This is a genomic window from Pseudomonas sp. AC112 (assembly GCF_979253545.1).
Map to the genome: position 1 here is coordinate 4,686,896 of NZ_CEEDCM010000001.1, position 12,350 is coordinate 4,699,245.

10 protein-coding genes and 2 pseudogenes are annotated in these 12,350 nt (G+C 61.5%); 4 read left to right on the top strand and 8 right to left on the bottom strand.

The genetic code is table 11. From position 1 onward, the window contains the following. Positions 1-285: 285 nt before the first annotated feature. Both AC0IYN_RS21870 and AC0IYN_RS21875 read left to right on the top strand, forming a co-directional pair. Positions 286-1,218: pseudogene (locus tag AC0IYN_RS21870) on the top strand (cache domain-containing protein); the annotation flags it as partial. A 261-nt stretch (positions 1,219-1,479) separates the two neighbouring features. Continuing rightward, positions 1,480-2,076: pseudogene (locus AC0IYN_RS21875) on the top strand (methyl-accepting chemotaxis protein); the annotation flags it as partial. A 156-nt stretch (positions 2,077-2,232) separates the two neighbouring features. On the opposite strand, the gene AC0IYN_RS21880 reads toward AC0IYN_RS21875, so the two are convergent. Beyond that, entirely contained in the window at positions 2,233-2,718 is a 486-nt protein-coding gene (locus AC0IYN_RS21880) for a flavin reductase family protein (RefSeq protein WP_252992626.1), read from the bottom strand. A 322-nt stretch (positions 2,719-3,040) separates the two neighbouring features. Between AC0IYN_RS21880 and AC0IYN_RS21885 the strand changes: the two genes are divergently transcribed. Beyond that, entirely contained in the window at positions 3,041-4,447 is a 1,407-nt protein-coding gene (locus tag AC0IYN_RS21885; protein ID WP_471843189.1) for a purine-cytosine permease family protein, read from the top strand. 232 nt (positions 4,448-4,679) lie between these two features. Here the strand turns inward: AC0IYN_RS21885 and AC0IYN_RS21890 are convergent, their stop codons facing one another. The 5 genes from AC0IYN_RS21890 to ribBA form a co-directional block, all read right to left on the bottom strand. After that, positions 4,680-5,834, bottom strand: coding sequence for an ABC transporter ATP-binding protein (locus AC0IYN_RS21890; RefSeq protein ID WP_457266713.1), 1,155 nt, complete (start codon positions 5,832-5,834; stop codon positions 4,680-4,682). 17 nt (positions 5,835-5,851) lie between these two features. Beyond that, complete coding sequence (locus AC0IYN_RS21895; RefSeq protein ID WP_078049170.1) at positions 5,852-6,661, bottom strand: ABC transporter permease; 810 nt, start codon at positions 6,659-6,661, stop codon at positions 5,852-5,854. A 6-nt stretch (positions 6,662-6,667) separates the two neighbouring features. Beyond that, positions 6,668-7,585 (bottom strand): ABC transporter permease, encoded by a 918-nt coding sequence (locus AC0IYN_RS21900; RefSeq protein WP_406596343.1) that lies wholly within the window; start codon positions 7,583-7,585, stop codon positions 6,668-6,670. Beyond that, on the bottom strand, positions 7,582-8,607 hold the full coding sequence (locus AC0IYN_RS21905; protein ID WP_457238734.1) for an ABC transporter substrate-binding protein: 1,026 nt from the start codon (positions 8,605-8,607) through the stop codon (positions 7,582-7,584). The genes AC0IYN_RS21900 and AC0IYN_RS21905 overlap by 4 nt, the downstream gene beginning before the upstream one ends. 166 nt (positions 8,608-8,773) lie before the next feature. Further along, positions 8,774-9,883 carry a bifunctional 3,4-dihydroxy-2-butanone-4-phosphate synthase/GTP cyclohydrolase II gene (gene ribBA, locus AC0IYN_RS21910; protein ID WP_078049167.1) on the bottom strand — a complete coding sequence of 370 codons (1,110 nt, stop codon included), beginning with the start codon at positions 9,881-9,883 and terminating at the stop codon, positions 8,774-8,776. A 69-nt stretch (positions 9,884-9,952) separates the two neighbouring features. Here ribBA and AC0IYN_RS21915 point away from each other — a divergent pair, with 69 nt between their 5' ends. Then, on the top strand, positions 9,953-10,246 hold the full coding sequence (locus AC0IYN_RS21915) for a DUF1330 domain-containing protein (protein ID WP_471843198.1): 294 nt from the start codon (positions 9,953-9,955) through the stop codon (positions 10,244-10,246). A gap of 665 nt (positions 10,247-10,911) precedes the next feature. On the opposite strand, the gene AC0IYN_RS21920 is transcribed toward AC0IYN_RS21915, so the two are convergent. Continuing rightward, entirely contained in the window at positions 10,912-11,475 is a 564-nt protein-coding gene (locus AC0IYN_RS21920; RefSeq protein WP_100492442.1) for an NUDIX hydrolase, read from the bottom strand. A 2-nt stretch (positions 11,476-11,477) separates the two neighbouring features. Next, positions 11,478-12,230 carry a GntR family transcriptional regulator gene (locus AC0IYN_RS21925; protein WP_078049157.1) on the bottom strand — a complete coding sequence of 251 codons (753 nt, stop codon included), beginning with the start codon at positions 12,228-12,230 and terminating at the stop codon, positions 11,478-11,480. Positions 12,231-12,350 lie beyond the last annotated feature (120 nt).

Consider the following 12,350-nt stretch of genomic DNA (forward strand, 5'->3'; position numbering starts at 1 on the left):
GCCTGGGTGACGCGTGCCGGTGAAGACGGCTGTTCGGCGGATTGATTGTTGGTATACCATAATACGGAATATCCGCAAAACTTTTCTCTCCAACGGTTACACCCTCACCTCACAAGGAAGACGAGCTCGATGAACATAAAACAAAAACTAATCCTGGCCTTTGCGGTGATCGCCAGCCTACCGGTGATTCTGGTGGCTGTGCTGATCATCCTCAATGTGCGCCATGAGGCACGGGACGGCTTTGTCGACAGCAGTGGGCGCGAGATCCGCCAGGTCGACAACGCAATGCAGCTGTTTTTCGAAGGGATCAGCCAGAACGTCGCTTACCTGGCCGCGCATCCGCAGTTACAGGCGATCAATGCCGATGTGAAGCGCTACCTGGCCAGCAGTGCCGCGCAAATCGCTCCCGGCGCACGCGACCAGCAACTGTTCACCTTGTTCGAGGGGCTGGCCAAGAGTCATTCGGCCTATACCTACCTGTCCCTGGGCACCGAGGACGGCGGCTACGTGTTCTGGCCCGGCGACCCCAAGCTTGCCAGCTACGACCCCCGCACGCGGCCCTGGTACAAGACGGCCATGGCGCAGCCGGGCAAGACCCTGCGCACCGAAGCCTATTACTGGGCCGCCGACGATGTGGTGCTGGTCAGCACCGTGCAAAGTTTCAATGATCAGCAGGGCAAGGCGAGCGGGGTGGTCAACATCGACGTCTCCCTCAAGCAGCTGACCGACCTGGTCAAGCAGATCAAGCTGGGCGAAAGCGGCTACCTGATGCTGATGGAAGCCAACAACACCGTGCTGGTCGACCCGCATGACCCGTCCCACAATTTCAAGCAGTTGGGCCAGTTGGGTGAAGGCTATCGGCAGTTGAGCGAGGCCGGCCAAGGCCTGGTGCAGGTCGAGTTGGCGGGTGAGCGTTACATGGCCCTGGTATGGCCGTCCAAGGCCTTGGGCTGGCGGTTTGTCGGGCTGGTGCGCGAGAGTGAGGTGATGGCCGGCGCGGCACGCCTGACCTGGCTGATCGCGGGCATCGCCCTGGTGTGCGGTGTGTTGTTCGCGGTGGCGGGTGCGTGGTTTGCCGGGCTGATCGTCAAGCCAATTCGCGGCGTGGCCAGTGGCCTGGAAAGCATCGCCCAGGGCGAAGGTGACCTGACCGCGCGCCTGGCAGTGAAAGGCCGCGACGAGACGGCGCAGCTCGCCGGCTGGTTCAACCAGTTCCTCGAAGCCATACGCACGTTGATCCAGCGCATCGGCCAGGCCGCCGGGCAGATCCACAGCAGCTCTGGCAGCGCCACCGAAGTGTCGGTGGAAATGGCCGACGTCGCCGAGCGCCAGCGCGAAGCAGTGGACATGGTCTCCACGGCGTTTCATGAAATGGTCGCCACCTCCAACGAGGTCGCGCGCTCGTGCAGCCAGGCGGCCGACTCGGCCGACAACGGCCAGCGCCAGGCGCATACCGGGCAGCAGCAAATCGACGCGGCGGTGAGCAGTGTCGGGCGCTTGAGCGAAGAGATCGGCCACTCTGCCCAGGCCATGGAGCAGTTGGAAAAAGACAGCAACGACATCCAGTCGATTCTTGGCACCATCCGCTCCATCGCCGAGCAGACCAACCTGCTGGCGCTCAACGCCGCCATCGAAGCCGCGCGGGCGGGCGAGCAGGGCCGTGGTTTCGCGGTGGTGGCGGACGAGGTGCGCGCCCTGGCCAAGCGCACCTCGGACTCCACCGGCGAGATCGACGGGCTGCTCGGCAACCTGGCACGCCGCACTCACCAGATGGGCAAGCAGATGCACGCGAGCCTGGAGGTGTCCCAGGAAACTGTGGTGTCGATCAATGAGGCGCGGGCCAGCTTTGGCCTGATCCGGGAGTCGGTAGACGTGATCCGTGACATGAATACCCAGATCGCCACCGCCGCTGAAGAGCAGCATCAGGTGGCTGAAGACATCAATCGGCATATCAGCCAGATTCACGGGGACGCACAATTGGTGGCAAGCCTGGCCGATGCCACGCGCCAGGATGCCCAGCAATTGACGGCGTTGTCGCAGACGTTGAATCAGTTGGTCAGTCGTTTCCGTACCTGACCAGCGCCGCTTGCTTTTATTTGAAATGCAAAAAAGGTGAGAGCGGGCTTGCTCGCGAATGCGGTGTGTCAGTCACTGAATGCATCGACTGAAAGACTGCCTTCGCGAGCAAGCCCGCTCCCACATTTTGATGTGTGGTGCCTTCAAATAGGGGTATTAGGCCGGCAGGGGCAGGGCGCCCATCTTGCCGTGGCAATACACCAGTGGCCCGGCGTTCTGCTGGGGCACGATCAGGTTCTTGACCGAGCCGACCATGATCGCGTGGTCGCCGCCTTCGTATTCGCGCCACAACTCGCACTCGATCACTGCCGTGGCATTGGCCAGGATCGGGTTGCCCAGCTCACTCAAGGTCCATTCAATGCCCTGGGCCTTGTCCTTGCCCTTGCGCGCGAAGGCGTAGGCTTCGGTCTGCTGCCCGCCGGAGAGCACGTGGATGGCAAAGCGTTTGTTCTTGATCAACACCGGGTACGAGTCGGAGCTGTAGTTGGGGCAAAACAGCACCAGCGCCGGGTCCATCGACAGCGAGCTGAAGGCACTGGCGGTCAGCCCGACGACTTGGCCGTCGTCGTCCAGTGTGGTGATCACGGTGACCCCGGACGGAAAAGAACCCATCACTTGTTTGTAGATGGCGGCATCGATCATTGGGCGGTCCTCGTAGGGTAGAGCGGTTTTTATAAGTTTGTAGGTCTGATGGTATACCGTAATACAATCTACGCAACATCTTTTTAAGCCACCCGATCAACGTCAGCCTTTGGTCTTATAACCAATAAATACGGGGGTTTTGCCATGAGGTGGGGTGAAAGCCTGTGGCACAATTACGGATCAGATGCGCGCCAGGACTACGGATCAGTCTTGTGAAAATGTTGGAATACCATAATATGGTGTTCATCTGAGGGGCGACCATGAAGCGTCCCCGGTATGGCGTCAAACAACTATAAGATCAGACAAACGCGAGTTCATTTCCATGCCCCAGATGTCCCGGCAAGATCCCCTGATCGAGAATCACACGGTCGATTACGTCCCTCTCGCAGAGCGCCATGGAAAGGCCCGCGACCTGTTCACTTTATGGTTCAGCACCAACATCGCACCGCTGCCCATTGTCACCGGTGCCATGGTGGCCCAGGTGTTCCACCTCAACCTGATGTGGGGGCTGCTGGCGATTGCCCTCGGGCATATGCTCGGCGGCATCGTGATTGCCCTCGCGTCGGCCCAGGGCCCGCGCATGGGCATCCCGCAGATGGTGCAGAGCCGTGGGCAGTTCGGCCGTTATGGCGCGCTGCTGATTGTGTTCTTCGCGGCGTTGATCTACATCGGCTTCTTTATTTCCAACATCGTGCTGGCGGGCAAGTCCATCGTTGGCATCGTCCCTTCGGTTCCGGTGCCGGCGAGTATCCTGATCGGCGCCCTCAGCGCCACGGCCATCGGCGTGATCGGCTACCGCTTTATCCATAGCCTCAACCGCATCGGCACCTGGGTGATGGGCAGCGCGTTGCTGGCTGGTTTCATCTACATCTTTGCCCATGACCTGCCGGCAGACTTCTTCACCCGTGGCGGCTTCAATGCCGCCAGCTGGCTAGCCACGGTGTCGCTTGGCGTGATCTGGCAGATCAGCTTCTCACCCTACACCAGCGATTACTCGCGCTACCTGCCGGCAGATATCGGCATTACCCGGCCGTTTATCGCGACCTACCTGGGCGCGACCCTGGGCACCATCTTGTCCTTCGCGTTCGGCCTGGTTGCAGCGCTGGCGACGCCGGAGGGCACCGAAGCCATGGTCGCGGTCAAGCAAGCCACCGGCTGGCTCGGCCCGATTTTGATGGTGCTGTTCCTGCTCAACATCATCAGCCACAACGCCCTGAATCTGTATGGCGCGGTGCTGTCGATCATCACCTCGATCCAGACCTTCGCCAGCCAGTGGACGCCGAGCATCAAGGTGCGCGTGGTGCTGTCGGGCGTGGTCCTTGCCGGTTGCTGCGTGGTCGCGCTGGGCGCGTCGGCGGACTTCATCTCGCAGTTCATCGGCCTGATCCTCGCCCTGTTGCTGGTGCTGGTGCCGTGGGCGTCGATCAATCTGATCGACTTCTACATCATCAAGCGTGGCGCCTACGACATTGCCTCGATCTTCCGCGCGGATGGCGGGGTTTACGAGCGGTTCAACCTCCATGCAATCGTCGCGTATTTCATCGGCATTATCGTGCAACTGCCGTTTGCCAATACGTCGCTGTACGTAGGGCCGTGGGCCAACCTGGTGGAAGGCGCGGACCTGTCGTGGCTGGTGGGGTTGGTGGTGACGTGTCCGCTTTATTACTGCCTGGCGACACGTCCACATACCCAGAGGGTCAGGGCCGCGCGGTTGGGCTACTCCGACTGATCGTGTGCTGAACATTATCGGTCTGATTTATCACGATTCAAAGGTGGGGCTTGCTCGCGAATGCTGAGTGTCAGTCACTGGATGTATGGGCTGACACACTGCATTCGCGAGCAGGCCCGCTTCCACCTGTTTAACCGGGATCGACATCTGGGTCGAGGGTGTGATTTACACACGCGATACTCAGGCAAAAAAAGGCCGCCACAACCCGACGTTGTGGCGGCCCAAGGGTGACTCAATGAGCGCCGGCGGCCTTGTTCAAATCATTCTCCGTCCACTCCGTATACACACACGCATCCGCCGTGGCCCAGCGTACGCGCACCGGGTCGCCAGCCTTGAGCGGCATGCCGGCGGCAGACAGCGCCTTGACCGTCATCGAGGTGCCACCGAGGGTTTTCACCGTGCAGGTCTGGCTTTCGCCGAGGAACAGCACTTCGCCCACAATCGCCGACACTTCGTTCCAGCCCGCCGTCAAAGGTTGTTCAGCAGCCTGTTCCGCGCTCAGCGCCAGGGCTTTTTCCGGGCGCACCATCAGCAGCACCTCCTGCTCGGTGTGCAGGCCGCTGGTCAGGCGGATCGACAACGACTGCCCCTCAAACGACGCCACTGCGTTGCCCTGGGCCTTGAGCTTGAGGAAGTTGGAGTTGCCAAGGAACGAAGCGACAAACGCATTCGGCGGGTTCTGGTACAGGTCGAACCCACTGCCGAGGCCGACGATCTTGCCCTGGCTGAAAATCGCGATGCGTTGGGACAGGCGCATGGCTTCTTCCTGGTCGTGGGTCACGTAGACGATGGTGATGCCCAGGCGTCGGTGCAGTTGGCGCAGTTCGTCCTGCAGGTCTTCTCGCAGTTTTTTGTCGAGGGCGCCGAGGGGTTCGTCCATCAGCAGGATGCGCGGTTCGTACACCAGTGCCCGGGCGATGGCGACCCGTTGCTGCTGGCCGCCAGACAGTTGCGAGGGGCGGCGGTGGGCGAACGCTTCCAACTGCACCAGCTTGAGCATGGCGTCGACACGCTTCTCACGTTCGGCGCTGGCCAGTTTGCGGATCGCCAGGGGGAACGCGATGTTGTCGCGCACCGACAGGTGCGGGAACAGCGAGTAGCGCTGGAACACCATGCCGATGTCGCGCTTGTGCGGCGGCACATTGACCAGTGACTGGCCGCCTACCAGGATTTCGCCGCTGCTTGGCGTTTCGAAGCCGGCGAGCATCGACAGGGTGGTGCTCTTGCCCGAGCCGCTGGAGCCGAGGAAGGTGAGGAATTCACCGTCCTTGATGTCCAGCGAGATGTTGTCCACGGCGGCGAATTCGCCGTAGTACTTGTTCAGGTTGCGCAGGCTGACCAGGGGTTGGCCTGGGTGCTGGGCGGGGTCTTTGATCACTGCACTCATGTCTTAATCCTCGGCGCTCAAGCGCGGGTTTCAGTGCGTCGACGAGCGACGGCGGCAATCACCATGACCAGCACCGACAGGCCGATCAACAACGTCGAGGCGACGGCGATCACAGGCGTCAGGTCCTGGCGCAGGGTGGTCCACATTTTCACGGGAAGGGTTTGCAGGGTCGGGCTGGCCATCATCACGCTGAGCACCACTTCGTCCCACGAGACCAGGAAGGCGAACAGGGCACCGGCCACCATGCCAGGGCGTATCGCCGGAAAGGTCACTTTGAACACCGCCTGCACACGTGACGCGCCGCAGATGACCGCCGCGTCTTCAATCGATTGGTCGAACAGCTTCAGCGAATTGATGATCGAGATGATGGTGAACGGCAGCGCAACGATCACGTGGCTGACCACAAAGGCGAACATCGTGCCGGTGTAGCCGAGCTTGAGGAACAGCGCATACACCGCCACGGCGATGATCACCAGCGGCACGATCATCGGCAAGGTGAACAGACCATAGAGCAGTTCGCGGCCGGGGAAGCGGCCACGCACCAGGGCAAACGCGGTGGGCAGGCCCAACGCGACGGCGAACACGGTGGTCAGCACCGCCACCTTGAGGCTGGCCATCGCCGCGTTCATCCAGTCGGCATTGGAGAAAAACTGGCCGTACCATTTCAGCGTCCAGCCCGGCGGCGGGAACACCAGCCACTGGGATGAACCGAACGACAGCAGCACGATAAACACGATCGGCAATAGCAGGAATAAACCAATCAAGCCGGTGGTGGTATAGAGGCCCAAGCGCATCCTGCGGCTCATGGCATTGGGAGTCAGGAGCATGACGGCTTACCTCGCGTTGCTGGCGCCAACCGGGGATTCCGGCTGGAGCTTCAGGTAGAAGTAGAACAGCACCAGCGTGATGAAAATCAGCAATGCCGCGCCGGCACTGGCCAGGCCCCAGTTGAGGAACGATTGCACCTGCTGGATGATGAACTCGGGCAGCATCATGTTCTGCGCACCGCCAAGCAACGCCGGGGTGACGTAGTAACCGAGCGACATCACGAACACCATCAAGCCGCCGGAGAACAGCCCCGGCCGGCACAGCGGCAGGAATACGCGCAAGAAGTTGGTCCACGGGCTGGCACCACAGATGGAGCCGGCTTGCAGGATCATCGGGTCGATGGCCTGCATGGTCGCCTGCAGCGGCAGCACGATGAACGGGATCATGATGTAGCTCATGCCGATGACCACGCCGGTGAGGTTGTGCACCATTTCCAGCGGTTGATCGATGATGCCCATCGCCATCAGCGCCTTGTTGATCACCCCGGAGGCTTGCAGCAAGACCAGCCAGGAATAGGTGCGGGCGAGCAGGCTGGTCCACATCGACAGCAGCACGATATTCAGGATCCAGCGCCCCCATCCACGTGGCACCAGGGTAATGACCCACGCCAGCGGGAAACCCAGCAACAGGCTGAACAGCGTCACCAGGCCCGCCACCGAAAAGGTGTTGAGCAGCACGCGCGCGTACGCCGAGTTGGCGAACAGTTGTTCATAGTTGCCCAGGCCCGGTACCGGCTCCAGCACGCCACGCAGCAGCAGGCCGATCAACGGTGCGAGGAAGAACAGACCGAGGAACAACAGGGCCGGGATCAGGTTGCTCGACCCCCGCCAGCGCTGCGCCAGAGACGGTGCCCCACTGTTGCGGGAAACCGCGCCGGCAGCGCCGAGGGCGTTTCCGGTCGGCGTGGTTGCCGTCATTTTCATTTGACTAGCCATTCATTCCACCGTGTCGCAATGGCCGGGCCGTTCTTGGCCCAGTAGGCGAAATCGAGGGTGATCTGGTCCTTGGCATACGCCGTCGGCAGGTTGGGCGCAAGGACCGAATCCAGGCGCTGTACGCTGTCGATGTTCACCGGTGCATAAGCGGTCAGGTTAGAGAAGTCGGCCTGGCCCTTGGCGCTGCTGGCACTGGCCAGGAACTTCATCGCGGCGGCCTTGTTCTTGGTGCCTTTGGGTACCACGAGGATGTCTGCCATCACCAGGTTCTGCTTCCAGCTTACGCCCACGGGGGCGCCATCTTCCTGCAGGGCGTGGATGCGGCCGTTCCAGAACTGGCCCATGCTGACTTCACCGGAGGCCAGCAGTTGTTGCGACTGCGCGCCGCCGCCCCACCAGACGATGTCTTTCTTGATCGTGTCGAGCTTCTTGAAGGCGCGATCCAGGTCCAGCGGGTAGAGCTTGTCGGCGGGGACGCCGTCGGCCAGCAGTGCCAGTTCGAGCACGCCGGGGCTTGGCCATTTGTAGAGCGCACGTTTGCCGGGGTAGGTCTTGGTGTCGAACAGCGCGGCCCAGTCCTGCGGCTTGCCGGCGCCGAGCTTGCCTTCGTTGTAGCCGAGCACGAAGGAGAAGAAGAACGAGCCTACGCCATGGTCGGAGACGAAGCGCGGGTCGATCTTGTCGCGCTGGATCACCGAGAAATCCAGGGGTTCGAGCAGCCCTTCGGCGGCGGCGCGCAAGGCAAAATCAGCCTCCACATCCACCACGTCCCATTGCACATTGCCGCTTTCGACCATGGCCTTGAGTTTGCCGTAGTCGGTCGGGCCGTCCTGTACCACGGTGATGCCGCTGGCCTTGCTGAAAGGGTCGGCCCACGCCTGCTTCTGTGCGTCCTGGGTGCTACCGCCCCAGCTCACGAAGTTGACGCTTTCGGCCGCCATGGCGGTATGGCTGGCGGTGGCCAGCAAACCCGCGAACAGGACTGCGCTGATACGTGTGTTCAACACCATTTTTACGCCCTCATTGTTGTGTTTATGAGCGGGGCTTTTGAGTGCCCGCCTATCGGGAGCAGTCGGTGTGGATGACCCTTGAAGGGTCATTCAACCTGTGGGATATCATATTATGGTATTCCAAACTTTGCGCAAGCATTTTGCCATACCGGCCATCTGGCCGACGTCACTCAACGAACGGAATGCTCTCCACGACTTCCAGGTCATAACCGGTCAAGCCCGCGTATTTCAGCGGCGGGCCGAGGTGGCGCAACTGGCCCACGCCGAGGTCTTGGAGAATCTGTGCACCGGTGCCCACTTCCGAGTAAATCCGCGACTGCGAGCGATTGAACTGGCGCGGCGCCTGGGTCAGCTGCGGCACGCGCTCCAGCAATGCCTGGGACGATTCATGATTGGCCAACACCACTACTACGCCGCTGCCTTCTGCCGCGACGCGTTGCAAGGCCGCCCACAGGGTCCAGTTGGACGGGCCGCTGTAGTCGGCGCCGACCAGGTCGCGCAGCGGGTCGATCACATGCACGCGGACCAGCGCAGGCGTATCGCGATGCAGGTTGCCCATGACCATCGCCATGTGCACGCCGCCGTCGATGCGGTCTTCGAAGGTGATCAGGCGGAAGGTGCCATGCACCGTGGGCAAGTCACGTTCGCCGATGCGCACCACGGTGCGTTCGGTGCTGAGGCGGTAGTGGATCAGGTCGGCGATGGTGCCGATCTTGATGCCGTGCTTGCGCGCAAACACCTCAAGCTCAGGTCGGCGGGCCATGGTGCCGTCGTCGTTCATCACTTCGACGATCACCGAGGCCGGTGCATGCCCGGCCAGGCGCGCCAAGTCGCAGCCAGCCTCGGTGTGGCCGGCCCGGGTCAGCACGCCGCCGTCCTTGGCGCGCAACGGAAAGATATGCCCTGGCTGCACAATGTCCGCAGGCCCGGCGTTGATAGCCACGGCTGCCGCCACCGTGCGCGCTCGGTCGGCGGCGGAGATGCCGGTGGTCACGCCGGTGGCGGCTTCGATGGACACGGTAAACGCGGTGCTGAACACACTGCCGTTGCTTGGCACCATCTGTTCCAGGCCCAGGCGCTGGCAGTGTTCATCGGTCAGGGTCAGGCAGATCAGGCCACGGGCTTCACGGGCCATGAAACTGATAGTCTCGGCGGTGCAACACGCCGCAGGCAGCAAAAGGTCGCCTTCGTTTTCCCGGTCTTCGTCGTCAACCAGGAGCACCATCTTGCCCTGGCGATAGTCTTCGATGATGTCTGCGATGCTGTTGAAAGACATTGGGGATGCTCGGTCTGTTGGTTGTATGTATTATGGTATACCACAAAAACTCAACAAGAGGATGTCGTGATGAAGGCCTACTGGATTGCCCACGTGGATGTGTCCGATGCAGAGCAGTACACGCAATACACCCAGCGCGCGCCGGCGGCGTTTGCGAAGTTTGGCGGGCGGTTCCTGGCCAGGGGCGGGCGCAGTGTGGCGCTGGAAGGTGGGCCGGCACGACAGCGCAATGTAGTGATCGAGTTTGATAGCTACGAACAGGCCGTGGCATGTTATGAATCGGCGGAGTACCAGGAGGCGAAGGCACGCCGTGAGGGCGCTGGACAGGCGCAGATCATTATCGTGGAAGGGATGGCGCCCTAGGTCTATCAGGCCAAGGCAGCTCGAATCTGGGAACAGGCATGCCTGCGATGCAGGCACCTCGGTAGATCAGCATAGGTATCTACACAACGTTGTAACCCCCAACACTCACCACGATGCGAAGCGAGCCGCTCTTGATGTTGCTCTTGACCCTGCTTTTGATCCTGCTTTTGATCTCAGGCGCCCCATCAAACACGCTGGCCGGAATTCGACAGGGATTTGGGGGGTAAACCGGCAGGGATGCCGGTTTAGCCGCCCCGCGCCATGGATGGCGCGTGGCGGCGGCCCCCCAAATACCTGGCGGATTACGGGCACACCGAGCCTAAGCGAGGTGCCGAGTGTTGGGGCAAGAGCGCTTTGGTTACTTTCGCGCTTTTCGAAAGTGACCCGCCGTAAGGGCGGAACCATTAGCAGCCGTTACCCAAGTAACGGATATATACCCGGTCTGATCCAACATCCTAGTCGGCTGTCAGGCCGTCTTCGCAGGCAAGCCAGCTCCCACATTTGGATCGCGGGGTGACAGTTGGATTGTGGTCGGCTGTCAGGCCGCCATCGCAGGCAAGCCAGCTCCTACATTTGGATCGCGGGGTTACAGTTAGAGGGTGGTCGTCTGGTAGGCCGTCTTCGCAGGCAAGCCAGCTCCTACATGACTCGGTTCCGCCTGGCGGTCAGCGAATAAAGTGGATCCTGCCGCTGTCGTCATTCCCGATATAAATGCCATACACCCCCGCCTGGCGTTCCTCGATATACCGCTCGAGGATCTGCCGGATCGCCGGGTAGTAGATGCTGTCCCAAGGGATATCCTCGGGCGCAAAGAATTTGTAGTCGAGGGTTTCCGGCCCGAACTGGCCGGTGACCTCCAGCGCGATGGCGCGAAAGATGATGTACACCTCGCTGATCCTGGGCACGCTGAAGATCGAGTAGGGCGAAAGGATCTCCGCGCGTACGCCGCTTTCTTCCCACACTTCACGCAACGCGGCCTGCTCGGTGGTTTCGCCACCTTCCATGAAGCCGGCCGGCAGGGTCCAGGTGCCGGGGCGGGGCGGGATCGCCCGTTGGCACAGCAGGTATTTGCCGTCCTGCTCGATGATGCAGCCGGCGATGATCTTGGGGTTGATGTAGTGGATATAGCCGCAGCCCCGGCACATCAGGCGCTCATGCGTATCGCCCGGTGGCAGCTGGTGACTGAGGTCACTGCCGCCGCACGTCGGGCAAAAGCGTGGGCTGGGCACGGTCAATGGCCTATGCGGGGTTCTTTGAGGGCGATGGGCAGGGTGATTTCCGGGAGCTTGCCGGTTTCTTCCTGCTTGCGCTTGAGGTAGTCCAGGGCCACGGCGGCGGCGGCGCGCACATGATCGACACAGGCTTGGTGGGCGGCCAGGGGGTCACCGCTCTTGATCGCCTGGACCATGCGTTCCATTTCCTGGTTACTGTCGCCACGGCGGTTTTCCTGGGACACCGAAGTGGCGCGCAGGTAGCTGATGCGGGCCTGCAACTGGCGCAACTGGGTGGCGGCCACGTGGTTGCCGGAGCCTTCGAGCAATACGTCGTAGAAGCCCTGTACCGAGTCGATGACCTGTTGCAACTCGCCATCCTTGAGGGCCTTGCGGTTTTCCTCCAGGGCTTTTTCCAGGGCCTTGATGTCCTTGGCCTTGGCGCGCAGGGTGAACAGTTGCACGATCAAACCTTCGAGCACGCAGCGCAGTTCGTAGATATCGACGGCATCGGCCAGGGTGATGATCGCTACCTGCGGGCCCTTGGCATCGGCAAACTCCACCAGGCCTTCGGATTCCAGGTGACGCAAGGCCTCGCGCACCGACGTGCGGCTGACGCCGAGGCGGTCGCAAAGGTCGCGCTCCACCAGGCGGTCACCCGGCAGCAGTTGGAAGTTCATGATGGCGCTGCGCAGTTTCTCCAGCACGATTTCGCGCAGGGTAACTGGGTTGTGATTGACCTTGAAGCTGTCGTCGAGTGGCAGGCGTTTCATGGGGTCTGCTCTGAATGTGGCGGTTAACTGGAGGCCAGGGGCGGCTGCGCCGATTGAGGCCGAAATCGTGCCGAAGTTTATCATGCTGCGTTCTTTAAGCGACAAACCCTCGCGGCGCCC